Consider the following 25,812-nt stretch of genomic DNA (forward strand, 5'->3'; position numbering starts at 1 on the left):
ATCCCGCGCCCACCCGACAACGATGTCGATGGAGGTCCCCATGACGCTGTACGCCGATCCGGTCGCCGAGCAGGCCCCGCAGGAACCGGAGTCCACGGTCTACGCCAACCCGGGCACGGAGGGATCCGTCGCCTCGTTCCGCTCCCGCTACGACCACTACATCGGAGGCGAGTACGTCGCCCCCGCGAAGGGTCAGTACTTCGAGAACATCACCCCGATCACCGGCAAGCCCTTCTGCGAGATCGCCCGAGGCACCGCCGAGGACATCGACCGCGCGGTCGAGGCCGGCTGGAAGGCGTTCGCGAGCTGGGGCAAGACCAGCCCCGCCGAGCGCTCCAACATGCTCCTCAAGATCGCCGACCGGATGGAGGCGAACCTCGAGCTGCTCGCGGTCGCCGAGACCTGGGAGAACGGCAAGCCCGTCCGCGAGACGCTCGCCGCCGACATCCCGCTCGCGATCGACCACTTCCGCTACTTCGCCGGCGCCATCCGCGCGCAGGAGGGCGGTGTCTCCGAGATCGACCACGACACCATCGCGTACCACTTCCACGAGCCGCTCGGCGTGGTCGGCCAGATCATCCCCTGGAACTTCCCGATCCTGATGGCCGTGTGGAAGCTCGCCCCGGCGCTCGCCGCCGGCAACTGCGTGGTGCTCAAGCCCGCGGAGCAGACACCCGCGTCGATCCACGTGCTGCTCGACCTGATCGGCGACCTCATCCCCGCCGGCGTCCTCAACGTCGTCAACGGCTTCGGCTTCGAGGCCGGCGCCCCGCTCGCCTCGCACCCGCGGATCCGCAAGATCGCCTTCACCGGCGAGACCACCACCGGCCGCCTGATCATGCAGTACGCCAGCGAGAACCTGATCCCGGTCACCCTCGAGCTCGGCGGCAAGAGCCCCAACGTGTTCTTCGCCGACGTGGCCGCCGAGCGCGACTCGTTCTACGACAAGGCGCTCGAGGGCTTCTCCTTCTTCGCGCTCAATCAGGGCGAGGTCTGCACCTGCCCCTCCCGCGCCCTCGTGCAGAAGTCCATCTACGACGACTTCGTCGGCGACGGACTCGAGCGCGTCGGCCGCATCAAGCAGGGCAACCCGCTCGACGTCTCCACGATGATCGGCGCCCAGGCCTCCAACGACCAGCTGGAGAAGATCCTCTCCTACATGGACATCGGCAAGCAGGAGGGCGCCAAGCTGCTCATCGGCGGCGACCGCGCCGACCTCGGCGGCGAGCTCAGCGGCGGCTACTACGTCAACCCGACGGTCTTCGAGGGGCGCAACTCCATGCGCATCTTCCAGGAGGAGATCTTCGGCCCCGTCCTCGCCCTCACCTCGTTCGAGGACTTCGACGACGGCATCTCCATCGCGAACGACACCCTTTACGGCCTCGGCGCCGGAGTCTGGAGCCGCAACGGCGCCCAGCTCTACCGCGCCGGCCGCGCCATCGAAGCAGGCCGCGTCTGGTCCAACACCTACCACCAGTACCCGGCGCACGCGGCCTTCGGCGGCTACAAGCAGTCCGGCATCGGCCGCGAGAACCACAAGGTCATGCTCGACCACTACCAGCAGACGAAGAACCTCCTCGTCTCCTACGCGGAAGGACCCATGGGCTTCTTTTGAGCCGTCTTGCGGCGATTCCTCGCTCCGCTCGTCATCACCGCCGCGGTCGGCTTCCGCGGGTGGTCGCGCGGGTGGAGCGGGGAGCGTCGCGCTCCGCGAATCCGCTGGCACGCGGATTCGCGCTCCGCGCTCTCTCTTGCAGGGCGTGCCGATCGAGCAGCCCAACCCATGCTGGTCGAGTAGCCCGCGCAGCGGGCGTATCGAGACCCACGTCCCCAGCACATGCGGGAGCACGGCGGCCTCGCTCCGCTTCGCACCCCACGCCTCCCCTGCTGGTCGAGTAGCCCGCGCAGCGGGCGTATCGAGACCCACCCCCGCAGACACGTCACCCCGAGAGGACACCGCCCATGGACAGCACGCGCGTCGACGTGACCGAGGCGGCAGCCGGCATGCTGCGGAGGATGAGCGAGCTCCACGGCCCCCTGATGTTCCACCAGTCGGGCGGCTGCTGCGACGGCAGCTCGCCGATGTGCTTCCCGGTCGGCATGTTCCGCACGGGAGCCTCCGACGTGCTGCTCGAGACGCTGCACGTCGACGGCCTCGACCCGATCGAGTTCCACATGTCGCGCTCCCAGTTCGAGTACTGGAAGCACACCCACCTCACCGTCGACCTGGTCGACGGCCGCGGGAGCGGCTTCAGCGTCGAGGCCCCCGAGGGCAAGCGCTTCATGATCCGCAGCCGCCTCCTCACCGACGCCGAGCTCGTCGAGTTCGGCCTCCTGCCGGCCGCCGCCGTCCAGCTCTGAGCCGGGCAGCGCAGCCACAAGACCACGTCCCTCGGGAATATACCCCCGGGGGGTATGTTTCACCTCGGTGACCGACACCGAGGGAGCACCGATGACCGACGCCGCGCACGACCACAGCACCCACTCCTCCTCCACCGCGACGTCCTGGCGGACCGCCGCCACGGCCACCCTGCACTGCCTCACCGGCTGCGCCATCGGCGAGGTCCTCGGCATGGTGCTCGGCACCGCGCTCGGGCTGCACAACCTCGGCACCGTGGTGCTCTCGATCGCCCTCGCGTTCCTCTTCGGCTACGCCCTGACGATGCGCGGCGTGCTCCGTGCGGGAGTCTCCTGGCGCGCCGCCGTCGGCATCGCCCTCGCGGCCGACACCGTCTCGATCGCCGTGATGGAGGTCATCGACAACACGGCGATGCTGGCGATCCCCGGCGCCATGGACGCGGGACTCGCGACGGGCCTCTTCTGGGGCTCCCTCGTCGGCTCGCTCGCCCTGGCCTTCGTGGTCACCACCCCGGTCAACCGCTGGCTGATCGGCCGCGGCAAGGGCCACGCGGTCGTGCACCGCTTCCATCACTGAGAGTCCACGGATCCTCGGCCTTCCGGTGGCGGCGCAGCTCCGACCTCGAGCCGCACCGCCACCGGCCTCACGCCCCGCAGCCGCCGATCGTCAGCACCGGCTGCTCGTTCAGCGTGATGTCCACCACCGTCCCCTGATCGGCGGCGATCCGGAACCACAGGGAACGCCCGGAGCCGTCGCTCAGCGCGTAGAGGGCGTCACCGGCGACCGGATCCGCCGGGGTGATCCCCGGGTAGGCCGCCAGGAGCTCCTGCTCGGTCGAGCCGATCCCGATCCCCTCCGCCGTGCGCGGGAACGCGGCCGCCGCCCGCGTCGCGTCGATCCCGTAGCCGAAGACGTTCAGGAGGGTGACCCTGCCCGGCTCGTCGGAGACCGCCATGATCCAGGCCTGGGCGTTCTCCGCGGAAGCCCGCCGATCCGAGCGGCACTCCTCGATCCCGAAGTCGTACGGCACGAGAGCGGTCGTGTCGAGGGCGGCGGAGGCGGACTCGCTGCTCCCGCCGAACACGATGGGCCCGATGCCGTCGAACCCGATCACCCAGTCGGACAGGTCGGCGGTCGCCGCGGTCTCCGTCGGCACGGGGGTCGGCGCCGGAACGGGCGCGGCGGCGGCGGTGGCCGTGGCCGTCTGCGTCTCGCTCGGTGTCGGGACGGGCTCCGGCGTCACCGTCTCGACGGGTGCCGGCTCCGGAGGGTCGAACGCGCCGGTCAGGGCGACCGCCACCCCGCCGCCGGAGAGCAGCACGGCCGCCGTCACGAGGCCGACGAGGAAGGAGGCGCGGTGGCGCAGCGGCCGCAGAGCCTGGTCGGCACGGGCGTTCTCGACGATCATGCGACGGAAGGCGCGGTCGCGCTCCGGATCGATCACGGGCTTGTCGTTCATCGTGCACCTCCATCGGTGGCTGCGTCGGCGGTGAGATCGGAGATCAGCCCTGCGAGCTTCCCCTTGGCCCGGGAGAGCCGGGACTTGACCGTTCCCTCGGGGACGCCGAGCACCGCGGCGGCGTCGGCGATAGGCATCTCGGCGACGACGCACAGCGACAGCACGTCCTGGTCGCGGAGGCCGAGGGCTCCGAACGCCAGGCGGATCGCCTCGCGTCGCGGCTCGTCGTCGATCCGCCGGTCGGAGTCGCCGGCGAAGTCGCCCTGGTGCACCGGTTCGGGGAGGCGTCCGAGAGCCAGCCGGTGCCGGCGTGCCGACCGTCCGGCGTTCCGGGCGACGTTGTTCGTCGTGGCGAGCAGCCAGGGGAGCGGCGACCCGTCGACGAGCCGGACGGACGCCCGGCGGCGCCACGCCTCGAGGAAGACGAGCGCCGTCACGTCCTCGGCGTCGTGCAGGGCGCGAGTGTGGCGGAGCGCGTGCCAGAACACGCGCTGCCGGAAGGCGTCGTAGAGGCGGCCGAAGTCGTCGGGGTCACCCGAGAGCGCGGTCGCCCACGACACTCCGGCTTCTCGAGGCGGTGAGGAAGCGGTCATGCTCAGAGATGTCCGATCGGGCGGAACGGTTCCCTCCGTCGTCTCGGCGTGTCGCGAGTCCGCTTCACGCCGAGGTGTCGGCGGGCGGGTCTCAGCCGGTGGGCGGCGACGCGGCGGGCGGGGGCGGGGTGGCCGCGGGCGGAGTGCCGGTGCTGAGGGTGACGCCGACGACCGACCCCTTGTCGACCGTCGTGCCGGCCGCGGGCACCGTGCCGGCGACCGCCCCCTGCGGCTGGGTCGAGTCCACCTGCGTGGTCGACCCGACCGTGAAGCCGGCGTCGGTGAGCGTCCGGATCGCGCTGTCGCTGCTGCGCCCCGACAGGTCGGGCACGACGACCTGCGGCGCCGCGATCAGCGCCGGGTCGGCGGCCGCGAAGTCCGACCCGCGGTAGAGCGAGTCGATCTCGGTCATCAGCGGCTTCCAGATCCGGTGACGCGCGTCCGGCGCCCAGCCGCTCGGGAAGTCGATGGACTCCAGGTTCACCCGCGAGCCGGTGGCCTGCGCCTTGATGCTGCCGACCCACACCGCGAGCGACACGGAGCTCGACGCCCCCAGCGCCCAGGTGTCGGCCGAGTTGTCCGAGGTCCCGGTCTTGGTGATGTGCTGCACGCCGTCCTTCGGGTCGGCCTGCGTCCCCGTCCCCTCCGCGGTCACCTTGAGCATCGCGTACTGCATCGCGCGGGCGACCGAGGACGACACCGCCCGCGTGCACTCGGACTCGCTCGGCGGAATCGCGTTCCCGTCCGGCCCGGTGATCTCGGTGATCACGACGGGGGTGCAGCGCATCCCGTCGTCCGCGATCGCGGCGTAGGCGACGGCCATCGTCATCGGTGCGATCTCGTTCGTGCCGATGACCGAGGCGGCCGACTGGCTCAGCGCACCGCCGTCCGCGCGGTGGATGCCGAAGGACTCGGCCGTCGTGCGGATCTTGCAGAGGTCGAGCAGGTGCGACATGCCGGTGTAGCCGGTGTTCAGCGACCAGATCGTCGAGTTCAACGCGGTCTGCGTATCGGAGTAGGCGCCGTCGCCCGCGTTCTTCGGGTTGTAGTCGGCGTAGTTCTGCGTCCCCTCGCAGCTGTCCGTGTAGCCGGTCCAGTTCTTCCGCTTCGAGTCGAACTGCTCGAGCAGCGTGTGCCCCGACCGCAGCCACTCCGCGAGGGTGAACACCTTGTAGCCGGAGCCGGGCTGGAAGCCGTTGCCGCCGCCCATCGCCGCGTCGACGTTGAGGTTGATCGCCGAGTACTCCGGCCCGCTCGCGATGACCTCCGGGTCCTGGCTGTAGCGCTTGTTCTGCACCATCGTCAGGACCTTCCCGGTCCCGGTCTGCACGGCGACCGCGGTCGCGCCGACGTCGAAGCGCGGGTCCGAGGCGGGGATCTGCTCGTCCATCAGCGCCTGCGCCGTCTCCTGCAGTCCGAGGTCGATCGTCGTGTAGACCTTGAGGCCGCCGCGCTTGAGGGCCGCGTAGCGCTCGTCGTCGGTGGCGCCGAGGGCGGGGTCGTCGCGGAGGACGTGCGAGACGTAGTCGCAGAAGTAGGCGGCGCTGCCCGCGGTCTGGCAGCCGGTCGACGGCGGCGTGATCCGCGGCTCGATCGGCGCGGCCTTCGCCTCGTCGCGGGTCGCGGCGTCGATCTTCCCGTACTCCAGCATCCGGTCGAGGATGTAGTCGCGTCGGCTCGTCGTCAGCGCGTAGCCGTTCGCCTCGCCGTTGTCCGGGTCGTCGGGCCGGTCGAAGCGGAACTTCTCCGGGTTGTTGACGATCGCGAGCAGCGCGGCCGACTGCCCGACCGTGAGGTCAGCCGCGTGGATCCCGTAGTAGTACTCGGCCGCGGCCTCGATGCCGTAGACGGTACCGCCGAAGAGCGCGATGTTGAGGTAGCCGAGCAGGATGTCGTCCTTCGAGTACTCCTTCTCCATGCCGATCGCGAGGCGCATCTCCTTGAGCTTGCGCTCGGGAGTGGTCGCGGTCGCCTCGGCGTAGGCCTCGTCGCGCGCGGTCTCGTCGGTGATCGACTCGGCCTTCTGCACGAGGACGTTCTTGACGTACTGCTGCGTGATCGACGAGCCGCCCTGCGGCTCCGCGTCGAGGAGGTAGGTGCTCGCGACGGCGCGGAGCGTGCCCTGCAGGTCGATGCCGCCGTGCTCGTAGTAGCGCGGGTCCTCACTCGCGATGAGCGCATCGAAGACCGACCCGGTGATCTGGTCGGCGGAGACCTCGATGCGGTTCTGGTCGTAGAAGGAGGCGAGGAGCGTCGGGTCGTCGGGGTCGCCCGCGTAGACGTCCGTCTTCTGCATCAGCTCGCCGACCTCGAGGTAGCTCGGCAGCGACTGGAACGCCGAGATCGTGCCCGAGGTGGCGGCCCCGGTGAGCGCGAAGGCCGGGGCCACCACGGCGGTGGCGAGCAGTCCGGCGAGCACACTGACGATCACGAACCCGAACAGCGCGCCGAGAGCCCCGTGGACGGTGCGACGGGGCTGGAAGACGGGAACGTTCGGACGCTTCAGGATGGATCCTCTCGGTGCACCAGCACCCTAGGCGACGACCCCGACATCCCCGCCCAGGCGCGCCCGGGCGCTGTGCGCAGCGGCGCGGAATCCTCCGTGCCGCCCACTCCGGGACCCGCCGGAGAGGGCCTGCTACTCGATCAGGTCGCCGTCGATGTCGGAGATGTCGCTGGTGTTCTTCGGGGCGGCACCGTTGCTGACCTGGAGCGGGATGACCGCGCCTCGAAGCGCCGTCAGCTCCGCGCTGGGCGTCGTCGAGACGACCGACCCCTCGGGGATCGACGCGGAGCCGACCGGCTCGAGGATGCCGACGGAGAAGCCCGCGGCGGTGAGCGTGGCGGTCGCCGCCGCGACCGTCAGCCCGGTCACGTCGGGGACCTCGGCGAGCGTCGCGTTCCGCGGCGACGAGGCCAGCATCGAGGCGGGCGGATCGGTGAAGTCGTCGCCGCCGTACTTCTGGTCCAGAGCCGTCATGATCGGCTTCCAGATCGCGTGCCGCGACTGCGCCGCCTGGATCGTGCCCGCCTCGCCAGTGACCCTGACGTTGCGGAGGTTGATCTTCGTGTTGTCGTCGAATCCCTTGATCGAGCCGACCCATACGGCCAGCGAGGCGGCCTTGCTGGCGCCCGCGGTCCAGACGTCGGCGGCGTCGTCGGTCGTGCCGGTCTTGCCGATGTGCTCGATGCCGTCGCGCGGGTTCGACGCGTAGCCGGTGCCGGAGGTCATCACGCGCTGCATCGCGTACTGCATGCCGTGAGCGACGTCGGCCGAGACCGACGGGGTGCACGACGAGGCGGGGGCGGCGACGGCGGCTCCGCTGGCGTCGGTGATCTTGTCGATGACGACGGTGGAGCAGGTCGTCCCGTCGTTCGCGATGCCGGCGTAGGCGGTGGCCATGGTCAGCGGCGCGATCTCGTTCGTGCCGAGCACCGAGGCAGGGCCGCTCGCCAGCTCGCCGCCGTCGGCGCGGTGCACGCCGAACGACTCGGCCGTGGTGCGGACGTCGCAGACGTCGAGCTGCTGGGCCATGCCCATGAAGCCGGTGTTGATCGAGTTCGTCGTCGCGGCGAGCGCGGTCATCGAGCTCGCGTTCTCGGAGGAGTCGTCGTTCTTCGGCGAGAACTTGCCGTAGTAGTAGCCCTTGTTGTCGATGTTGCACTTCTGCGGGTACGAGCTGAAGCCGGAGGTCGGCGACGGGAACGACTCGTTGATCGTGCGGCCCGACTCGAGCCACTGAGCCAGCGTGAAGACCTTGTAGGTCGAGCCGGTCTGCACGCCGGCCGTGCCGCCCATAGCGGAGTCGACGTTGAGGTTGATCGCGCTGTAGCCGGGGTTCGCGGCGAGGAACTCCTCGTCCTGGCTGTACTTGGTGTTCTGCACCATCGACAGCACGCGGCCGGTCCCGGCCTGGATCGAGGCGGCGGTGGCACCGACCTGGAAGCGGGGGTCGTAGGAGGGGATGTAGGCGTTCAGCGCCGCCTGCGAGACCTGCTGGATGTCGAGGTCGAGGGTGGTGACGATGTCGAAGCCGCCCTGGCGGATCCGCTGGTAGCGCTCGTCGTCGGTGGCGCCGAAGGCCTCGTCGTTGCGCAGGACGTTCAGCACGTACTCGCAGAAGTACGCGGCGTCGCCCGCCGTCGCGCAGCCGGTGGACGGCTCCGTGATGTTCGGCGTGATCGGCTCGGCGATCGCGGCGTCGTAGACCTCCTGGCTGATCTTCGAGTACTTCAGCTCCTCGCCGAGGATGTAGTCGCGGCGCTCCTTGGTCGCCGCGTAGCCGTTCGCGGCGCCGTTGGCCTCGTCGGCGGGGTTGTCGAAGCGGAACTTCGACGGGTTGTTGACGATCGCCAGCAGCGCCGCGGCCTGCGCGGTCGAGAGCTGGCTGGCCGGGATGCCGTAGTAGTAGTTCGCCGCGGCCTCGATGCCGTAGACGGTCCCGCCGAAGAGCGCGATGTTGAGGTAGCCGAGCAGGATGTCGTCCTTCGACGACTCCTTCTCGAGGCCGATCGCGAGGCGCATCTCCTTGAGCTTGCGCTCGGGGGTCGGGTCGGTCGCGAGCTTGTAGGCCTCGTCGCGCGCGGCCTCGTCGGTGATCGACTCGGCCTTCTGCACGAGCACGTTCTTGACGTACTGCTGCGTGATCGACGAGCCGCCCTGCAGGTCGTCGCCGGTCAGCGTGACCGCGAGCGCGCGGAGCGTGCCCTGCAGGTCGATGCCGCCGTGCTCGTAGAAGCGCGGGTCCTCACCGGCGACCGCGGCGTCCTTCGCGGTCTGCGCGACCTCGTCCCAGCCGACCTCGACGCGGTTCTGGTTGTAGACGGAGGCGAGGAGGGTCGTGCCGTCGCCCGCGTAGATGTTGGTGCGCTGCATCAGCTGGCCGGCGTCGAGGTAGCCGGGCAGGTTCTGGAACATGCCGATCGTGTTGCTCGTCGCGAGGCCCGTCAGCGCGAGCGCCGGAGTGACTCCGACCGTGATCAGGACGCCCGCCACGGCGCTCATCCCGATGAAGCCCAGCACTGCCCGCAACGACATCCCCAGCGGTCGAGCGGAGCTGCGGGATGCGGTGGGGAGAGCCATGGAGCGGGAGGTCCTTCCGGCGCGGTGGTGCCGCGCGAATGCAGGGGGGCGGGTCGTCGCGCCGGTCGTGCGAATCCCCCGGGTCATGGTACGCGACGCGCCCGGGAGGAGGGGGTCCTCCTGGAGGACGAGATGCACCTGTGACGCGCGGCGCGGGGTCCGGCTGCGCACCCGCCGGCTCGGGCGTGGATCCTCCCGCCGCGTCCGTCCTGAGGCTGCCGTCGCGACGACGTTTCCGTATCGTGGAACGTGCGTCCCCGCGAGGGGAGCGGCAGCACCGCACCACCCACCGCCTCGGGGCCCCGGAGCGGTCGGCCCCGGCAGAAAGCACACCACCATGGCACGCATCCACGACGACGTGACGCAGCTCGTCGGACGGACCCCGCTCGTCCGCATCAACCGCCTCGACGGCGCCGACAGTGCCGTCGTCCTCGCCAAGCTCGAGTTCTACAACCCCGCGAACAGCGTGAAGGACCGCATCGGCGTGGCGATCATCGACGCCGCCGAGGCGTCGGGGGAGCTGCCGCCCGGCGGCACGATCGTCGAGGGCACGAGCGGCAACACCGGCATCGCGCTCGCGATGGTCGGCGCGGCGCGCGGCTACAAGGTCGTCCTGACCATGCCCGAGACGATGTCCGTCGAGCGCCGGGTCCTGCTGCGCGCCTACGGCGCCGAGATCGTGCTGACCCCCGGCTCCGAGGGCATGCGCGGCGCGGTCGAGAGGGCGCAGTCGATCGTCGCCGAGACCCCGGGCGCGGTGCTCGCCCGCCAGTTCGAGAACGCCGCCAACCCCGAGGTGCACCGCCGCACCACCGCCGAGGAGGTCTGGGAGGACACCGACGGCGAGGTCGACGTCTTCGTCGCCGGCATCGGCACGGGCGGCACCATCACCGGCGTCGGCCAGGTGCTGAAGGAGCGCAAGCCCGGCGTGCAGATCATCGGCGTCGAGCCGATCGACTCGCCGCTGCTCACCCAGGGCACCGCGGGCCCGCACAAGATCCAGGGCATCGGCGCCAACTTCGTGCCCGCGATCCTCGACCGCGAGGTCTACGACGAGATCATCGACGTCACCCTCGACGACTCGGTGCGCGTCGCCCGCGAGATGGCGGCGCGGGAGGGCATCCTCGGCGGCATCTCCTCCGGTTCGATCATGTGGGCCGCGCTCGAGGTGGCCAAGCGCCCCGAGAACGCCGGCAAGACGATCGTCGCGATCGTCTGCGACTTCGGCGAGCGCTACATCTCGACCGTCCTCTACGAGGACCTCCGCAGCTGAGCCCCGCTGGACCCCGTCCCACCGCCCTCGGTCGCCTCCGCGCGGACGTGGCGGCCGCGCGCCTGCGCGACCCGGCGGCGCGCACCACGGCGGAGGTGGTGCTCGCCTACCCCGGACTGCACGCCGTCTGGCTGCACCGCGTCGCGCACCGCTGGTGGCGTCGCGGCGCGCGCCTGCCCGCCCGGCTGCTCGCGCAGGCCGCCCGGGCCGCGACCGGAGTGGAGATCCACCCGGGCGCGACGATCGGCCGCCGGCTCTTCATCGACCACGGAATGGGCGTGGTGATCGGCGAGACCGCGCGGATCGGCGACGACTGCATGCTGTACCACTCCGTCACCCTGGGCGGGAAGTCGGCGAAGCGCGAGCGACGCCACCCGACCCTCGGCGACCGGGTCGTGGTCGGCGCCGGCGCCGTGATCCTCGGCCCGATCGTGCTGGGCTCGGACGTGAGCGTCGGCGCGAACGCGGTCGTCGTGAAGGACGCCCCGGACGGGGCCGTGCTGGTCGGGATCCCCGCCCGCGACCTGCGCGCGCTCGGCCGCGCCGACGACGCGCTCGCGGACCCGGCCTTCTGGATCGACCCCGCCATGTACATCTAGGGGCGAGCCGTCGAAGGCCGGCCCCGTGAGGGCCGACCAGTGATGGGCCGAGCCGGGTCGTCAGTCGTCGGAGTCGCGGCGCGAGATGTCGCGCTTCGCGCTCTTGATCACCGCGAACGCCTCCAGGGCGTGCACCCGGGTCTCCTTGAGGTCGAGGATGGGCGCGGGGTAGCCGTCCGCCTCCGGCGTCAGCGTGTCGCCGAGCGTCCACGGCTCGTGGATCACGGTGCGGTCGAGCTCGGCGAGCTCCGGCACGTACTCGCGCAGGTAGCCGCCCTCGGGGTCGAACTTCTTCGACTGCGTCACCGGGTTGAAGACGCGGAAGAACGGCGAGGCGTCGGCGCCCGAGCCGGCGACCCATTGCCAGTTCGCGGCGTTGCTCGCCGGATCGGCGTCCACGAGCGTGTCCCAGAACCAGTCCTCGCCCACCCGCCAGTCGACGAGCAGGTTCTTGATCAGGAAGGACGCGGTCACCATCCGCACCCGGTTGTGCATGTAGCCGGTCTTCCAGAGCTCGCGCATGCCCGCGTCGACGAGCGGGAAGCCGGTGCGGCCCTGGTGCCAGGCGTCGATCTTCTCCTCACCCGGGTGGCCCCAGGGGAAGGAGTCGAAGCGGGAGTCGAAGTTCGCGGTCGCCAGGTCCGGCCAGTGGAAGAGCAGGTGGTAGCAGAACTCGCGCCAGAGCACCTCGGAGAGGAAGCGGTCGCTGCCCTCGCCGCGGTGCTGCCCCTTCGCGTGCGCCTCCTCGAGCGCGTGCCAGACCTGGAACGGGCTGATCTCGCCCCAGCGCAGGTGCGGCGAGAGGTTCGAGGTCGCGTCGTGGGCCGGCAGGTCGCGGTCGTCGGCGTAGTCGTCGAGCTGCTCGGCGAGGAACGCGCGCAGCCGCTTCGCCGCCGCCTTCTCGCCCGGGATCCAGCGCTCACGGAGGCCACCGGCCCAGTCGGGGCTCGTCGGCAGCAGCTGCCAGTCGTCCAGGTCGTCGGAGGCGACGCTCGGCACGCCGCCGTCGATCTCGCGCGGTCGCGGCATCGGAGCCCGCGGAGTCTCGCGGTTGCGGCAGGCGCGCGCGAACGGCGTGTAGACGGAGTACGGGCCGCCGCCGCCGGTCTGCACCGTCCAGGGCTCGAAGAGCAGCGAGCCGTGGTGGCTCTCGGCCTCGACGTCCCGGTCGCGGAGGGCGGTCTTGATCGCCGCGTCGACCGTGCGCTCGGCCTTGCCGTAGCGCCGGTTCCAGTGCACCGCGCCCGCGCCCAGCTGCTCGGCGAGCTGCAGCACGACGGCCTCGGCCGGCCCGCGGCGCAGGAGGAGTGCGGCGCCGACCTCCTCGAGGTCGCTCGCGAGGCTCTGCAGGCTGCCGTGCAGCCACCAGCGGGCCGCCCCGCCGAGCGGACGGATGCCGTCGGACTCCTCGTCGAGGACGTAGCAGACGGCGACCGGGCCGCCGCGGTCGATCGCCGCGCGCAGGGCCGGATTGTCGGCGAGACGCAGGTCGTCGCGGAGCCAGACGAGGGTGGGGGAGGAGCTGCTCATGGTCCCTCCATGATCCGCGAGTGCGGCGGCGGCGCGAAGTGCTGGCCGCGCGACGGCGCCGCGTGCTAGCGGGTGGCGTCGCCGGTCAGGCGGAGGCGACGCGGTCGCGGAGCTTGTCGCAGAGGGCGGCGAGCTGGTCGAGCTCGTCGTCGTCGAGCGCCGAGCCGACGTGGTCCGAGATCGTCTGCATGTGGGTCATGGCGACCCGCCGGAAGAGTGCGTAGCCCCCCTCGGTGATCTCGATCACCGTGCCGCGCGCGTCGGTCGGGTCCTCGCTCTTGGTCACGCAGCCGCGCGCGACGAGCCGGTCGATCAGGCGACTGACGCTCGGCTGGGTGAGCAGCACGTGCTTGTTCAGGTCGCGGAGCCGGGCGCGGCGGCCGGGCTGGAGCGTCAGGTTGAAGAGGACGTCGTACTCATTGAGCGAGATCTCCTTGGACGGGAAGTCGGTGCTCAGCGCCCGCATGACGTGCACCTGCGCGCGGAACAGCGACTCCCACGCGGCGACCGCACGTCTCGAGCTCACGCATCCTCCTTGAGTTCCGTTCAGGATACGTTGTCTCGTCGCGCGCTCCCCGTGCTCGACCCGGAAGGGAGGGGGTGCGTGCCCGCCTTCCCGCGGCGGCGCCCGGACGAGGGCTCTCACGGCGGCGCGGCGAGACGGCGTGCAAGCGACCCTCCGTGTCGTGGAACGACAGAAGGCCGGCCGCTGAGGCGAGCGGCCGGCCTTCATTCCCTTGCACCAAGAGTGTCCTGCAATCACTTCTCGCGCTTCTCCGCCACAGCAAACGGATGACGCTCTAGAACTATATAACGGATCGGTAACGCCGCAAGAGCCCATTTCCTGAGTGTTCCCCGACACCCCGCGGCGCGCCGCCCGCAGGTCTCGATACGCCGCGTCCCGCGCCTACTCGACCAGCAAGTCGGCACCCGTGCCGGCGGAGCCGCACCCACCCGCCCTGCGGCGGGCCCGCGGCGCACCGCCCTCGCATGAACGGCCCGCAAGCACCGCGCCTGCTGGATGCGCGTGCGGCGCACCCCACCGGCCAGACGGGCCCGCGGCGCACCCCACCTGCTGGATGGGCCTGCGGACCCTCCTTGCTGATCGAGTAGCCCGCGCAGCGGGCGTATCGAGATCCACGTCTCTGGACGAGTAGGTCTCGATACGCCGCGACCCGCGCCTCCTCGACCGGCAGGGACGGCGCCCGTGCCGGCGAAGCCGCACTCCTCCGAGCACGCCGCGAACGACCAGCCGCCGCCCGCGAGGCGCAGGTGGAAAACGCGTGCCAGCGTTTTCCACGAGCCGTCCGCAGGACGCTCCACGAAACGCGCCCACCCGCGGAGCCGACCGCGGCGGAGTGAGCGCTCGCGCTCACTCCGCAATCCGCCCCCCGCGCGAGGCGCAGGTGGAAAACGCGTGCCAGCGTTTTCCACGAGCCGTCCGCAGGACGCTCCACGAAACGCGCCCACCCTCGGGGCCGACCGCGGCGGAGTGAGCGCTCGCGCTCACTCCGCAATCCCACTCAGAACAGGTCGGGCGACGGCGTGGAGGCGTAGCGGATCGCGACGTCCGCGTGGCGGTCGAAGCGGTAGCCGACGCCGCGGACGGTGCGGACGATGTCCTCGTAGCGGCCGAGCTTGGCGCGGAGGCGGCGGACGTGGACGTCGATGGTGCGCTCGTTGGGTGCGTCGTCGTCGGCGGCGCCCCAGAGGGAGGAGATCAGCTCGGCGCGCTCGATGGTGCGGCCCTCACGGAGGACGAGGTACTGCAGCAGCTCGAACTCCTTGTAGGTGAGGGCGGTGGTCTCGTCGTCGAGGATGACGCGCTTGCGCGAGATGTCGATGACGACGCCGCCGGGGGCGCGGTCGAGGTCGGGCTCGGTGTCGGCGCGGCGGCGGGCGACGGCCGCCGGGTCCTGGAGGGCGAGGCGGACGACGTCGACGTCGCGGCCGCCGGCGCCCTGGGGCGCGAGGGCGACGGAGGCGTAGGTCTCGGCGTCGGGGGCGAACTGCGCGGTGACGCGCTTGAGCTCCTCGACGAGGCGGCCGAGGTCGATGCCGGCGGCGCGGGCCTTGGCCTCGTCGATGCCGACGTAGAGGGCGAAGCCGCGGGCCTCGGTGCCCTGGGGCACGGCGCGGAGGCGGGGCGCGGCGGGCGCGGCCTCGGGAGCGGCCTGGAGGCGGGGAGCCTCGGTGCGGGTGGGAGCGGCGGGGACGGTGCGGGCGTGGAGGAGGGACATGACGAATCCTTGGTGTGGGTCGGATCCGGGACGAGTGTCCGGGGAGCGGATCCGGGGTGTGCGCGCGAGTGCCGGTGCACGAGGTGCGGTCCGGCGGGGGCGGATGCGGGGCATCCAGGGGATCATCGCGCCTGCGACGCCCGTCCGATCAGGATTTCGGAGCGATCAGTGCGATCGCGGGCGGAGGCTGCGGGGTGATCCGGCGAGGGTGGATCCTCAGGCGCACATTCGACAGCGCAGGACGAGGCCGCCGGCCATCATCATGCCGGCATCCCCGATGGCCTCAAGGGAGGTCAGGGCGTGCGCGTTGTCAGTCATGGTCGAAAGTAAAGCGGATGGCGGCGGACCTCGTCAACAGATCCGCCGACACTGGCGTGTTCCGGGCGCCGCGGAGGGCGCCCGGAAGGAGTCAGCCGGCGAGCCCGTAGAGGCGGTCGCCGGCGTCGCCGAGGCCGGGGACGATGTAGCCGAGCTCGTTGAGCTTCTCGTCGAGCGCGCCGAGGACGATGGTGACGTCCTTTCCGACGAAGGCCTTCTCGACGGCCGCGAGGCCCTCGGGGGCGGCGAGCAGGCAGACGGCCGTGACGTCGACGGCGCCGCGGTCGAAGAGGAACTGGATCGCGGCGATGAGCGAGCCGCCGGTGGCGAGCATCGGGTCGAGCACGAAGCACTGGCGGTTGGAGAGGTCGTCGGGCAGGCGCTCGGCGTAGGTGGTCGGCTCGAGGGTCTCCTCGTTGCGCGCCATGCCCAGGAAGCCCACCTCGGCGGTCGGGACGAGCTTCACCATGCCCTCGAGCATCCCGAGCCCCGCGCGGAGGATGGGGACGACGAGCGGCTGCGGGTCGCTCAGTGCGAGACCGGTGGTCGTGGTGACCGGCGTCTCGATGGTGACGGTGCGGGTTCGGACGCCGCGGGTCGCCTCGTAGGCGAGCAGGGTCATCAGCTCCTCGGCGAGCTGCCGGAAGGTGGGGGAGGGAGTGCGCTTGTCGCGCAGCACGGTGAGCTTGTGCGTGATCAGCGGGTGGTCGGCTACATGGACGCGCATAAGCTCAATCTACTTGCCGGTCGCCGCCGGCCGGAGCCGGACGAGGGGGCGCGATGCGCGAGAGCGACCTCCCGCTCCCTCCCGAGGCGGACGCGTGGATGCGGCTCGCGCTCGACGAGGCGCGGCGGGCCGCCGAGTGGGGCGACGTCCCGGTGGGAGCGATCGTCGTCGACCGGGACGGCGCGGTGATCGGGCGCGGGCGCAACGAGCGCGAGCTGCACACCGACCCGACCGCGCACGCCGAGGTCGTCGCGCTGCGTGAGGCGGCCGCCGCGCGCGGGGACTGGCAGCTCGCGGGCTGCACCCTCGTCGTCACCCTCGAGCCGTGCGCGATGTGCGCCGGGGCGATCCTCGCCTCCCGGCTCGAGCGCGTGGTCTTCGGGGCGTGGGACGAGAAGGCGGGCGCGGCCGGCTCCGTGCACGACCTGCTCCGCGACCGCCGCCTGCACCACGTGGTGCAGGTCTACCCGGGGCTGCGCGCCGACGAGGGCGCGCGGCTGCTGCTCGACTTCTTCGCCGCGAAGCGCTGAGCGCCGGAGATCGCCGCTCAGCCCTGAGCGCCGACCCACTCCGCGAGTGCGGCCTCGGTGGCCGCCCGCATCCGCTCGAAGCGGCCCTCGCGCACGTCCTCGTCGAGCTGCGCGAAGCCGTAGCCCGCGCCCGCGGCGTAGTCGGCGTCGCCCTCGAGCCAGCGCGCCGCCAGATCGGCGGTGAGCTCGGGGTGGAACTGCACGCCGAGCAGCCAGCCGTCGATCGCGAAGGCCTCGACGGCGTACGCGGGGGAGGAGGCGAGCAGGGTGGTGCCCGCGGGCAGGTCGAAGGTGTCGCTGTGCCACTGCATCACGGGGACGTCCGCGAGGTGGCGCAGCGGCGAGCGCAGCCCCTCCTCGGTCGCCACGATGCCGCGGAAGCCGACCTCGCGGGTCGGGCCGGGCCGCACCTCCTCGCCGAGGGCGGCGGCGATCAGCTGGGCGCCGAAGCAGACCCCGAGGGTGGGCCGGCGGTGGTGCAGCCGGTCCTGCAGCAGGGCGATCTCCGGCGAGATGAAGGGGTGCCGCGCGGTCTCGTAGACGCCGGCGCTCGAGCCGAGGGTGACGACGAGATCCGGCGCGAGGATGTCGACGGAGTCGAGGTCGGTGCCCGCGACCGCCTCGATCGCGAAGCCCTGCTCGTGCAGGATCGGCTCGAGGGCGCCGAGGCCGGCACCGCGCTCGTTGACGACGGCGAGGACGCGGCGCATCAGCCGGCGCTCCCGGGCGCGGCGGCGGTCGAGGCCGGGCCGTCGGAGGCGGCCCCGCGGTCGATGTCCGGTTCGAGGTAGATGACGCGAGCGGCCGGCACGGCGTCGCGGATCCGCTTCTCGGTCGCGTCGATGCCCGCGGCCAGCTCGCCGACCGTCTCCGCCGCCGGGAACGCGAGCTTCGCGGCGACGAGGATCTCGTCGGGGCCGAGGTAGAGGGTCTTCATGTGGATGATCCGCTCGACGTCCTCGCCCGCCTCGATCGCCGTGCGGATCGCCGCCGCGTCGGCCGGGGTCGCTCCCTCGCCCACCAGGAGGCTCTTGGTCTCGATGCCGAGCACGATCGCGACGACGACCAGCAGCACGCCGATCATGATCGTGCCGATCGCGTCGAAGACCGTGTTCCCGGTGATCACCGAGAGACCGACGCCGAGCAGCGCGAAGACGAGTCCGGTGAGCGCGGCGACGTCCTCGAGCAGGACGACCGGCAGCTCCGGTGCCTTCGCCCGGCGGATGAACTGCAGCCAGGACTGCTCCCCGCGGACCTTGTTCGACTCCTTGACCCCGGTGCGCAGCGAGTAGCCCTCGAGGCAGATCGAGACGAGCAGGACCAGGATCGGCAGCCAGGCGTTCTCGAGCTCGTGCGGCTCGGCGATCTTCTCGACGCCCTCGTAGATCGAGAAGACGCCGCCGACCGAGAACAGGATGATCGAGACGACGAAGGCGTAGACGTAGCGCTCGCGGCCGTAGCCGAACGGGTGCTCCTCGTCGGCGGCCTTGCGCGACTTGCGACCGCCGAGGAGCAGCAGCAGCTGGTTGCCGGAGTCGGCCAGGGAGTGCACGCCCTCGGCCAGCATCGAGGCCGAGCCCGAGAAGAACCAGGCGACGAGCTTGGTCAGGGCGATGCCGAGGTTCGCGGCCAGCGCCGCGATGATGGCGGAACCGCCTCCGGATGCGCTCACGGGGTCTCCTCGGGATGGCTGGTGGGGCGACTGGTGCTCGGGGGTGGTCGGCCCATCCTAGGAGGCGGGCGGCGGACGGCAGGCTCCCGGGCCGAGTGCACCGCGCATCCGCTCGCGGTCGCTTCCTAGGATGGACGGATGACCGACGCACCCGTGCAGCTCCCGTCCATCGCCGTCCTCGGGCTCGGCTCGATGGGCGGCGCGATCCTCAGCGGGCTGCTCGCCCCGGGCGTCGAGGTGCAGGGCGGCGTCCGGGTGACCAACCGCGACGCGGAGAAGGCGGCGCGCTGGAGTGACCACCCGGTGGTCACCGCGTTCGCGACCGCCGACGACCCGGAGGCGAACCGCCGTGCGGTCGCGGACGCGGCCGTGGTGCTCGTGGCCGTGAAGCCGCACATGGTGCCGGCGCTGCTCGACGAGGTCGCCGACGCGCTGGCCCCCGGGACGGTCGTGGTCAGCGTCGCGGCGGGTGTGACCGTCGCGACCTTCGAGAAGCACCTGCCCGAGTCCGTCGCCGTGCTCCGCTCGATGCCGAACACGCCGGCCGTCGTGGGGCGGGCCGTCACCGGCCTCAGCGCCGGCACCCGCTCCAGCGCGGAGGACCTGGCACTCGTCCGCCGCCTGTTCGAGACCGTCGGCGAGGTGGTGGAGGTGCCGGAGTCGCAGCTCGACGCGCTCTCGACCATCTCCGGCTCCGGGCCGGCCTACGTCTTCCTGCTGGTCGAGGAGCTCACCGCCGCGGCGCTCGCCAAGGGCTTCACGCCCGAGCAGGCCGCGACGATGGTGACGGGCACCTTCCGCGGAGCCGCCGAGCTGCTCGCGCACTCCGGCGAGGAGCCGGCCGAGCTGCGCCGCCGCGTCACGAGCCCCGGCGGCACGACGGAGCGCGCGATCGCCGTCCTCCAGGAGGCGGACCTCGCCGCGCTCTTCACCCGCGCGACGGACGCGGCCCTGGCCCGCGCCCGCGAGCTCGCCGCCTCCTGACGCCCTGCCCCCTCCCGCGAGATGCCACTTATGAGCCCGACACGCCGTGTCGTGGGCTCATAAGTGGCATCTCGCGGAGGGGGTCAGGAGCCCAGGGCCGCGAAGCGCTCGATGTCCGTGGGGGTGCCGCTGACGACGATGAGGTCGTGGTTGGAGACGACGGTCTGCTCGGTCGCGTAGGTGAACGGCTTGCCGGGGCTCTTCACGCCGACGACCGTCACGCGGTGCTTGCGGCGCACGCCGGACTCGGTGAGGGTGAGGCCGCGGATCGGCTTGGGCGGGTACATCTTGGCCAGCACGAAGTCGTCGTCGAACTCGATGAAGTCGAGCATCCGGCCCGAGACGAGGTGAGCGACGCGCTCGCCCGCCTCCGCCTCCGGGTAGATCACGTGGTTCGCGCCGATCCGCTCGAGGATCTTGCCGTGCGAGCGCGAGATCGCCTTGGCCCAGATCTGCGGGATCTTGAGGTCGACGAGGTTCGCGGTGATCAGCACCGACGCCTCGATCGAGGAGCCGACGGCGACGACGGCGACCTGGAAGTCCTGCGCGCCGATCTGGGCGAGGGCGTCGAGCGAGCGGGCGTCGGCCTGGACCGCGTGCGTGACGCGCTCCGACCACTTCTGCACGAGCCCGGCGTCGGCGTCGACGGCGAGCACCTCGCGGTCGAGCCGGTCCAGCTGGCCGGCCGTGGCGGCTCCGAAGCGCCCCAGGCCGATCACCAGCACCGGGGCGTCGTACCTGATGCGGTCAACCAACGATGGGCCTCTCTTCCGGTCGTCTGAACAACTGCCTGCGCTGGCTCGCGGCGAGCGCGGCAGCGAGAGTCACGGTACCAACGCGGCCCATGAACATCGTCAGCGCGAGGACGTAGACGCCGGAGGTCGGCAGCTCGGCGGTGAGCCCCGTGGACAGCCCGGAGGTCGCGAAGGCCGAGATCACGTCGAACAGCACGTGGTCGAGCGGCGCCTTCGTGATGTGCAGGATGAGCACCGACGAGACGGCGACGGTCGTCGCTCCCCAGAGCACGACCGAGACCGCGAGGCGCAGCACGTCGTTCGGGATGCGGCGGCCGAACGCCTCCATGTCGTTGTTGCCGCGCGCCTCGGCGAAGGCGGCGAGGAAGAGGATGGCGAGCGTCGTCACCTTGATGCCACCGGCGGTCGAGGCGGAGCCGCCGCCGATGAACATCAGCATGTCGGTGACGAGCAGGCTGGAGCCGTTGAGATCCGGGATCGAGATGGTGGAGAAGCCGCCGGAGCGCGTCATCGTCGACAGGAAGAACGACTGGAAGACGGTGTCGCCCGCGTCGAGGGTGCCGAAGGTGGTCGGGTTGTCGAACTCGAGCACGATGTAGAGCGCCGCGCCGGCGACCAGGAGGATCAGCGAGGTGACCAGCGTCAGCTTGACGTGCACCGACCACTTGCGCGGGCGCCGCCAGCCGCGCGAGAACGCGTAGATGACCGGGAAGCCGATCGAGCCGAGGAAGACGCCGATCATCAGGATGCCGAGGAACCAGTAGTCGTCCTCGAACGGGGTGAGACCGGCCGCGTTCGGCGCGAACCCGGTGTTGGTGAAGGCCATCGCGGAGTAGTAGAAGGAGTGCCAGACCGCCTCGCCGACCGGGATGCCGTCGATCAGCATCCGCGGGAAGAGCAGGAGCGCGACGACGATCTCGATCGCGGCGGCGCTGATGGCGACGGTCGCGAGCAGGCCGCCGATCTCGCCGAGCCGCACGGCCTGCCCCTCGGCGACCGGGCCGGAGTGGATCCGCAGCGGATTGGAGTCGCTCGCGGCCATCAGCTTCGCCCGCAGGCCGAGCCGGCGAGAGATCGCCAGGCCCATGATCGACGCGAGCGTCAGCACGCCGAGGGCGCCGATGTTCACGCCGACGAAGATGATCGAGTGCCCGAACGCCGACCAGTGCGTCGCCATGTCGACGGTCGCGAGCCCGGTGACGCAGATCACCGACATCGCGGTGAAGAACGCGTCGTGCAACGGGGTGACGGTGCCGGTCGTCGTCGCGACGGGCAGGGAGAAGAGGAGCGTGAAGACGAGGATCAGCGCCGAGAAGATCATGATCGCGAAGCGCGACGGGGAGCGGCCGGCGAAGTCGTCCACGAGGTCGCGGGCCCGGGCGAAGCTCGACCACGGCGAGGCCGGCGAGACGCCCACGGGGCTGCGGAACTGCTGCCGAACCACCACGGCGGATCCTCCACTCGATCGCGGCCATGCTACCCGCTCGCCGCGGACCGGCCGGGCGCACGGACACCATGCGCCGCGCGGCATACGCACGGCCGACGCCCTGCCCGCGCGGGAGGCCGCTGACTACCCTGGAGGCATGGCTGACATCTTCGCGGTGATCGCGGACGGCACCCGACGCGACATCCTCTCCCTCCTGCTGGAGCAGCGGGTCGAGGGGGCGGCGGGTGGTGCCGGGATGAGCGTGTCGCGGATCGTCGCGAAGCTCGAGCTCAGCCAGCCGACGGTGTCCAAGCACCTCAAGGTGCTGCGCGAGGCGGGGCTGGTCACAGTGCGGGAGAGCGGGCAGCACCGCTACTACGCGCTGCGCTACGCGCCGCTGGTCGCCGTCGAGGACTGGCTGCTGCCGTTCGGCGCGGCCGACGAGGCGGAGAGCGGCGCCGCACTGCTCGACGCGGCGGCGGCGGCACGGGCGGAGTCGCTCGGCCGCGCGCTCGCGGAGCGCACGCACCAGGTCAGCGCCGTGGTGCAGGACATCCAGCGCGGGGTGAGCGAGGGGGCGACGAAGGTCGCGGAGGCGCTGCGCATCCGGAAGTGACGCGGGCCCGGCGCGAGGTCTCCAGTGTGGCGTCTCCGGCGCGGATTCTCGCGGGGGGCCGGGTCGTGTAAGCTCGCGGGAGCCAGTTTTTCGTAAGCGGCCGTCCGTCGGGCGGTCGGCCCCCTGAACGTTGTGAGGTCTTCGTGGGTTCTGTCATCAAGAAGCGTCGCAAGCGTATGGCGAAGAAGAAGCACCGCAAGCTGCTTCGCAAGACTCGTCACCAGCGTCGCAACAAGAAGTAGGCTCGCGCCTCTTCCCCTTCGAGCGTCCGCCCCTCTGGGGTCGGGCGCTCGTCTGCGTTCCGGGGCTGCTCGCCCGCGGTGCCGGCCGGATCGGCGGGCGGAGGGCGCCTTTACACTGGGCGGATGAGCACTGAGCGGGTGGGCACTGAGCCGGTGGGCACTGGGCGGTCGGGCGCGGACGTGAGGCTGACCCTGGTGGGGAAGCCGGGCTGCCACCTCTGCGACGAGGCGCGGATCGTCGTCGAGCAGGTGCTCGCGGAGCTCGAGGGTGAGTCCGCGGCACCGGTCGTCTCGCTCGAGGAGGTGTCGATCCTCGAGGACGCCGAGCTGCACGAGCGCTTCGTCGAGGAGATCCCGGTCGTCCTGATCGACGGCCGCGTGCACACCTACTGGCGGGTCGACCCGGCTCGACTGCGCCGGGCCCTGGTCGAGCGCGCCTGATCCCTCGCGCGGCGGGCAGTGTCCGCCGTGATGCGAATGTTGTAGAACGGCCCTCGGATGGGGGACCGGAGCGCCCGCGGGTGCGCGCGGATGGCGCATAGTCTCTTCACGGGGAGGCTCGCTCCCCGTTTTCGGGGTGCGTCCGGCGTCTCGCGGGGAGGAACTTCCATGGCTCGACAGCGTCGCCGCAGCGCGGCCTCCGCACTCGCTCTCGCGGTGCTGATCGCCGGACTGGCCCTGCCCGCGTCCGCCCAGGCCGAGAACCTGCCCGGCCCGGAGAGCTCGAGTGCGTCGCCGGCACCGGCCGACCCCGTCGACACCGTGCCGGTCGTGACAGGCCCCGTGGAGCCTCCGACCTCTGAGGTCCCGACACCCGATCCTGAGCCGAGCACCGACACAGGCACCGGCGAACCGACGACCACTCCTGTCGAGCCGGAAGTCGAGCCGTCGGCTCCGTCGCTTCCCGGGATTCCCAGCCCGCAGCCGACGGTCGCGCCCGCCCCTGACGAGGGCTCGACCCCTGCGCCCGTCATACCGCCGAGCTCCGGAGGTAACCCCGCTCCCGCTCCTGCTCCTGCTCCCTCGAGTAACGGCAACGGCAACGGCAACGGCAACGGGACCGGCAACGGTGGCGGTGCCTCGACCGGCGGCTCCAACTCGGGCTCGACCGGCGGCGGCAGCGGCAGCGCGGGTGGCAGCACCACCACCGAGGCCGGCAGCACCGCGCCGCGCGCCTCCGCGCCCGGCCGCACCCTGCTCTCGACCTCGGCGGCCGACCCGGCCGCGGCGCCCGTCCCCGGTACCGAGACCGCGGGCGGTCCCGCCGTCTCCGTCTTCCTCACCCGCGACGCCGGCGTCGACCCCGGCGCGCTGACCGTCGACCTCGCCCGCTTCTACGGTGTGGGCGTCGCCTACGCCGGCTTCCAGCGCGAGGAGAACGCGACCGCGTCCCTCCGCGCGCCGTCCGGCATGGAGACCGCGCTCACGGTCGAGAACCGCCAGGACGGCGACACGACCAGCACCGGCTCCGCCACGGTGCCCACCGCGTCGCTGATGTCGATCGGCACCTACACGGTCACCATCACCGGCGACCGCGGCTCGACGGCGAGCACCACCTTCGCCCTCGTCGCCTCCTCCGGCCCCGGCATCCTCGTCGAGCCGCGCGAGTCGACGAGCTCGGAGGCCGCGTCGCCGCGCGGCGCGGTCTGGGGCTTCGGCCCGGTCGAGAGCGTCACCGTCGGCGCCTTCACGACGACCGGCGTCCGCGCCGATCTCGCCGCCGGCGACCTCTCGGTGCGCGTCGATGCGCTCGGCTGGTCCGACCTGACCCTGGGCGACGCGATCGTGAAGGAGCCCACGGCCGAGGTCTACTGCCTCGTCGCGGTCGGCTCGATCAGCAAGCGCACCGCCGCCGTCACTGTCGCGTACCCCGAGGAGGGCTCCAGCGTCACGGCCCCCGACGCCTCCCAGGTCTGCGGCATCGCCATCACGGCGGCGAAGGCCGGCACGGTGCCGCCCGCGGCCGCCAGCACCGGCGGGCTCTCGGCCGGTGTCGGTCTGACGATCGGTGCGGGCGTGCTCGTCGCGCTGCTGATCGCCGGCCTGGTGACGGCCGTGGTGCTGCGCCGCCGCCGCGAGAACGACGACCTGCTCATCGGCGGGCCGCTCCCGCACCCGACCGAGCAGTGAGCCGCACGGCGGACCGCCTCCGCTCGGCTCCCGCTCGGGACGGACGGGGTCCGTCAGCGCGCCAGGGGGAGTCGTGCGCGACGACGGCCTGATCGCGGCGCTGCACCGCGGGCGCCCGCGGACGATCGAGGACGCGGCCGAGCTCACGCACCTCGACCCCGCCGAGGTGCGGGCCGGCGTCGAGCGGCTCCGCGGCGAGGGCCTGCTCGCCGGCGAGGGCGACGTGATCGACTACGTGCCGCCCGCCGACTGGGCGGCGCGCGCGGTGTCGCAGCACGCGGCGACCGCCGGAAGTGCGCTGGACGGGATCGCGAGCATCGTCGGCGATCTGCAGGCGCTGCTCGGAGCGTGGTCGGTCGGCGCCTCCGCCGACGACCTCGTGCCGACGCTGCTGCGGCACGGCCCGCACGCCTCGGAGGACCTCTGGTTCGACCTCGTCCGCCGCGACTCCGGCACCCTGATGGCCGTGCTGCCCGACGTCGCGCGCTTCCTCGACCCGCCGACCGAGCGGGCCGTCCGCTTCGGTCGGGCGCTGGCCGCCAAGGACCGGGTCCGCGTCATCATCCCGGCGGAGGGTGTGCACGATCCCCGCGTGATCGCGCGGATCGAGGCGTATCAGCAGGCGGGAGTGGAGTACCGCCTGCTCGAGACGATGCCGAGCTGGTTCTGGATCGACGGCGACTACCTGGCCGTGCCATTCGAGCGCGGGGAGGCCCGGCCGACGAGCGTGCTCGGGCTGCACCACGCGGCGCTCGCGGGTCTCGTGACCACCTGCTTCGAGGAGCTGTGGCGGCAGGCGACGCCGTTCGGCGCGACGGATAAGCCGTGGACGCCGCTGCTGCGGCTGATGCAGCAGGGCGTCACCCTCGAGACGGCGTCGCACAAGCTGGGGATCAATCCGCGCACCGGCCGGCGCCGGGTGTCGGCGGCGATGGAGCACTACGGCGTCTCGACGCTGTTCGCCCTCGGGGCGGCCTGGTCGGCCGAGGGCGGTCGGGCCGCGTCGAGCGGGCCGGCGGACGAGGAGGCCCGCGGCGCCGGCCCGAGCTCGTGACGGCCAGGAGCCCGGACCGGTGTCCGACCGCTCGGGGGTGTTCGGGTCACCCCGGGCGGCCGGTCCTGGCCGACCAGGGTGTCTCCAGTGTCCCCAGAGTGACGACTCGCGGGCAAGACCCGGTAGCGGACACGTCCGGAAGCGGACACGTGCGGGGGAGCTCGCCTGGGGGATCTCGATACGCCCGCTGCGCGGGCTACTCGATCAGCGAGGACGCCCCTG

At 71.9% G+C, this 25,812-nt stretch carries 24 protein-coding genes; 12 read left to right on the forward strand and 12 right to left on the reverse strand.

Going from position 1 to position 25,812, the window contains the following annotated elements:
* The first annotated feature begins 40 nt into the window (after positions 1–40).
* From GSU72_RS04045 to GSU72_RS04055, 3 genes are all read left to right on the forward strand, one after another.
* Positions 41–1,615 (forward strand): aldehyde dehydrogenase family protein, encoded by a 1,575-nt coding sequence (locus GSU72_RS04045; RefSeq protein WP_159983919.1) that lies wholly within the window; start codon positions 41–43, stop codon positions 1,613–1,615.
* Between the two features lie 347 nt (positions 1,616–1,962).
* Positions 1,963–2,361: a DUF779 domain-containing protein gene (locus GSU72_RS04050; RefSeq protein ID WP_159983920.1), complete on the forward strand. Its 399-nt coding sequence runs from the start codon at positions 1,963–1,965 to the stop codon at positions 2,359–2,361.
* 67 nt (positions 2,362–2,428) lie between these two features.
* On the forward strand, positions 2,429–2,935 hold the full coding sequence (locus GSU72_RS04055; RefSeq protein WP_244255963.1) for a DUF4396 domain-containing protein: 507 nt from the start codon (positions 2,429–2,431) through the stop codon (positions 2,933–2,935).
* Between the two features lie 67 nt (positions 2,936–3,002).
* Here the strand turns inward: GSU72_RS04055 and GSU72_RS04060 are convergent, their stop codons facing one another.
* From GSU72_RS04060 to GSU72_RS04075, 4 genes are all read right to left on the reverse strand, one after another.
* Positions 3,003–3,818 (reverse strand): hypothetical protein, encoded by an 816-nt coding sequence (locus GSU72_RS04060; RefSeq protein ID WP_159983921.1) that lies wholly within the window; start codon positions 3,816–3,818, stop codon positions 3,003–3,005.
* On the reverse strand, positions 3,815–4,378 hold the full coding sequence (locus tag GSU72_RS04065; protein ID WP_244255964.1) for a sigma-70 family RNA polymerase sigma factor: 564 nt from the start codon (positions 4,376–4,378) through the stop codon (positions 3,815–3,817). Before GSU72_RS04065 ends, GSU72_RS04060 begins: the two co-directional genes overlap by 4 nt.
* 124 nt (positions 4,379–4,502) lie before the next feature.
* Positions 4,503–6,842: a penicillin-binding protein gene (locus tag GSU72_RS04070; RefSeq protein WP_159983923.1), complete on the reverse strand. Its 2,340-nt coding sequence runs from the start codon at positions 6,840–6,842 to the stop codon at positions 4,503–4,505.
* Positions 6,843–7,049: 207 nt separating this feature from the next.
* On the reverse strand, positions 7,050–9,494 hold the full coding sequence (locus GSU72_RS04075) for a transglycosylase domain-containing protein (protein ID WP_159983924.1): 2,445 nt from the start codon (positions 9,492–9,494) through the stop codon (positions 7,050–7,052).
* A 337-nt stretch (positions 9,495–9,831) separates the two neighbouring features.
* Here GSU72_RS04075 and cysK point away from each other — a divergent pair, with 337 nt between their 5' ends.
* Both cysK and epsC read left to right on the forward strand, forming a co-directional pair.
* On the forward strand, positions 9,832–10,767 hold the full coding sequence (gene cysK, locus GSU72_RS04080) for a cysteine synthase A (protein ID WP_159983925.1): 936 nt from the start codon (positions 9,832–9,834) through the stop codon (positions 10,765–10,767).
* A gap of 47 nt (positions 10,768–10,814) precedes the next feature.
* The gene (gene epsC / locus GSU72_RS04085; protein ID WP_244255965.1) at positions 10,815–11,366 is read left to right on the forward strand and encodes a serine O-acetyltransferase EpsC; all 552 of its coding nucleotides are present in this window, start codon (positions 10,815–10,817) and stop codon (positions 11,364–11,366) included.
* Between the two features lie 60 nt (positions 11,367–11,426).
* On the opposite strand, the gene GSU72_RS04090 is transcribed toward epsC, so the two are convergent.
* The 4 genes from GSU72_RS04090 to upp all read right to left on the reverse strand — a co-directional run bounded on the left by GSU72_RS04090 (position 11,427) and on the right by upp (position 16,181).
* A complete protein-coding gene (locus tag GSU72_RS04090; protein ID WP_159983926.1) occupies positions 11,427–12,896 on the reverse strand; it encodes a deoxyribodipyrimidine photo-lyase in 1,470 nt (489 codons plus the stop codon).
* 85 nt (positions 12,897–12,981) lie between these two features.
* Entirely contained in the window at positions 12,982–13,362 is a 381-nt protein-coding gene (locus tag GSU72_RS04095; RefSeq protein ID WP_159986631.1) for a MarR family winged helix-turn-helix transcriptional regulator, read from the reverse strand.
* Between the two features lie 1,057 nt (positions 13,363–14,419).
* The gene (locus tag GSU72_RS04100) at positions 14,420–15,136 is read right to left on the reverse strand and encodes a winged helix-turn-helix domain-containing protein (RefSeq protein ID WP_159983927.1); all 717 of its coding nucleotides are present in this window, start codon (positions 15,134–15,136) and stop codon (positions 14,420–14,422) included.
* A 409-nt stretch (positions 15,137–15,545) separates the two neighbouring features.
* Complete coding sequence (upp, locus tag GSU72_RS04105) at positions 15,546–16,181, reverse strand: uracil phosphoribosyltransferase (RefSeq protein ID WP_159983928.1); 636 nt, start codon at positions 16,179–16,181, stop codon at positions 15,546–15,548.
* Between the two features lie 53 nt (positions 16,182–16,234).
* Here upp and tadA point away from each other — a divergent pair, with 53 nt between their 5' ends.
* Positions 16,235–16,711: a tRNA adenosine(34) deaminase TadA gene (tadA, locus tag GSU72_RS04110; RefSeq protein ID WP_159983929.1), complete on the forward strand. Its 477-nt coding sequence runs from the start codon at positions 16,235–16,237 to the stop codon at positions 16,709–16,711.
* 17 nt (positions 16,712–16,728) lie between these two features.
* Here tadA and GSU72_RS04115 read toward each other — a convergent pair whose 3' ends face one another.
* On the reverse strand, positions 16,729–17,421 hold the full coding sequence (locus tag GSU72_RS04115) for a gamma-glutamyl-gamma-aminobutyrate hydrolase family protein (protein ID WP_159983930.1): 693 nt from the start codon (positions 17,419–17,421) through the stop codon (positions 16,729–16,731).
* Positions 17,421–18,383 (reverse strand): cation diffusion facilitator family transporter, encoded by a 963-nt coding sequence (locus tag GSU72_RS04120; protein WP_159983931.1) that lies wholly within the window; start codon positions 18,381–18,383, stop codon positions 17,421–17,423. Before GSU72_RS04120 ends, GSU72_RS04115 begins: the two co-directional genes overlap by 1 nt.
* Before the next feature lie 138 nt (positions 18,384–18,521).
* Between GSU72_RS04120 and proC the strand changes: the two genes are divergently transcribed.
* Positions 18,522–19,367 (forward strand): pyrroline-5-carboxylate reductase, encoded by an 846-nt coding sequence (proC, locus tag GSU72_RS04125; RefSeq protein ID WP_159983932.1) that lies wholly within the window; start codon positions 18,522–18,524, stop codon positions 19,365–19,367.
* Between the two features lie 83 nt (positions 19,368–19,450).
* Here proC and GSU72_RS04130 read toward each other — a convergent pair whose 3' ends face one another.
* Positions 19,451–20,122: a TrkA family potassium uptake protein gene (locus GSU72_RS04130; RefSeq protein ID WP_159983933.1), complete on the reverse strand. Its 672-nt coding sequence runs from the start codon at positions 20,120–20,122 to the stop codon at positions 19,451–19,453.
* The gene (locus tag GSU72_RS04135) at positions 20,115–21,485 is read right to left on the reverse strand and encodes a potassium transporter TrkG (protein WP_244256080.1); all 1,371 of its coding nucleotides are present in this window, start codon (positions 21,483–21,485) and stop codon (positions 20,115–20,117) included. The genes GSU72_RS04130 and GSU72_RS04135 overlap by 8 nt, the downstream gene beginning before the upstream one ends.
* Before the next feature lie 220 nt (positions 21,486–21,705).
* On the opposite strand from GSU72_RS04135, the gene GSU72_RS04140 reads away from it, so the two are divergent.
* From GSU72_RS04140 to GSU72_RS04160, 5 genes are all read left to right on the forward strand, one after another.
* Entirely contained in the window at positions 21,706–22,164 is a 459-nt protein-coding gene (locus GSU72_RS04140; RefSeq protein WP_159983935.1) for a metalloregulator ArsR/SmtB family transcription factor, read from the forward strand.
* Between the two features lie 143 nt (positions 22,165–22,307).
* Entirely contained in the window at positions 22,308–22,406 is a 99-nt protein-coding gene (locus tag GSU72_RS04145) for an AURKAIP1/COX24 domain-containing protein (protein WP_003792170.1), read from the forward strand.
* A gap of 123 nt (positions 22,407–22,529) precedes the next feature.
* Entirely contained in the window at positions 22,530–22,847 is a 318-nt protein-coding gene (locus tag GSU72_RS04150) for a glutaredoxin family protein (protein ID WP_159983936.1), read from the forward strand.
* A gap of 168 nt (positions 22,848–23,015) precedes the next feature.
* A complete protein-coding gene (locus tag GSU72_RS04155) occupies positions 23,016–24,536 on the forward strand; it encodes a hypothetical protein (protein WP_159983937.1) in 1,521 nt (506 codons plus the stop codon).
* A 73-nt stretch (positions 24,537–24,609) separates the two neighbouring features.
* Positions 24,610–25,590 (forward strand): hypothetical protein, encoded by a 981-nt coding sequence (locus GSU72_RS04160; protein ID WP_159983938.1) that lies wholly within the window; start codon positions 24,610–24,612, stop codon positions 25,588–25,590.
* Positions 25,591–25,812: the final 222 nt, after the last annotated feature.

The sequence above is a fragment of the Rathayibacter sp. VKM Ac-2760 genome (assembly GCF_009834185.1).
Taxonomy (GTDB): domain Bacteria; phylum Actinomycetota; class Actinomycetes; order Actinomycetales; family Microbacteriaceae; genus Rathayibacter.

What these genes read in the sequence shown, in the direction of transcription:
- GSU72_RS04045 (WP_159983919.1), top strand. Translation starts at nt 41, where the DNA reads ATGACGCTGTACGCCGATCCGGTCGCCGAGCAGGCCCCGCAGGAACCG.
- GSU72_RS04050 (WP_159983920.1), top strand. Translation starts at nt 1,963, where the DNA reads ATGGACAGCACGCGCGTCGACGTGACCGAGGCGGCAGCCGGCATGCTG.
- GSU72_RS04060 (WP_159983921.1), bottom strand. Translation starts at nt 3,818, where the DNA reads ATGAACGACAAGCCCGTGATCGATCCGGAGCGCGACCGCGCCTTCCGT.
- GSU72_RS04075 (WP_159983924.1), bottom strand. Translation starts at nt 9,494, where the DNA reads ATGGCTCTCCCCACCGCATCCCGCAGCTCCGCTCGACCGCTGGGGATG.
- cysK (WP_159983925.1), top strand. Translation starts at nt 9,832, where the DNA reads ATGGCACGCATCCACGACGACGTGACGCAGCTCGTCGGACGGACCCCG.
- GSU72_RS04090 (WP_159983926.1), bottom strand. Translation starts at nt 12,896, where the DNA reads ATGAGCAGCTCCTCCCCCACCCTCGTCTGGCTCCGCGACGACCTGCGT.
- GSU72_RS04095 (WP_159986631.1), bottom strand. Translation starts at nt 13,362, where the DNA reads ATGCGGGCGCTGAGCACCGACTTCCCGTCCAAGGAGATCTCGCTCAAT.
- GSU72_RS04100 (WP_159983927.1), bottom strand. Translation starts at nt 15,136, where the DNA reads ATGTCCCTCCTCCACGCCCGCACCGTCCCCGCCGCTCCCACCCGCACC.
- upp (WP_159983928.1), bottom strand. Translation starts at nt 16,181, where the DNA reads ATGCGCGTCCATGTAGCCGACCACCCGCTGATCACGCACAAGCTCACC.
- tadA (WP_159983929.1), top strand. Translation starts at nt 16,235, where the DNA reads ATGCGCGAGAGCGACCTCCCGCTCCCTCCCGAGGCGGACGCGTGGATG.
- GSU72_RS04115 (WP_159983930.1), bottom strand. Translation starts at nt 17,421, where the DNA reads ATGCGCCGCGTCCTCGCCGTCGTCAACGAGCGCGGTGCCGGCCTCGGC.
- proC (WP_159983932.1), top strand. Translation starts at nt 18,522, where the DNA reads ATGACCGACGCACCCGTGCAGCTCCCGTCCATCGCCGTCCTCGGGCTC.
- GSU72_RS04140 (WP_159983935.1), top strand. Translation starts at nt 21,706, where the DNA reads ATGGCTGACATCTTCGCGGTGATCGCGGACGGCACCCGACGCGACATC.
- GSU72_RS04150 (WP_159983936.1), top strand. Translation starts at nt 22,530, where the DNA reads ATGAGCACTGAGCGGGTGGGCACTGAGCCGGTGGGCACTGGGCGGTCG.
- GSU72_RS04155 (WP_159983937.1), top strand. Translation starts at nt 23,016, where the DNA reads ATGGCTCGACAGCGTCGCCGCAGCGCGGCCTCCGCACTCGCTCTCGCG.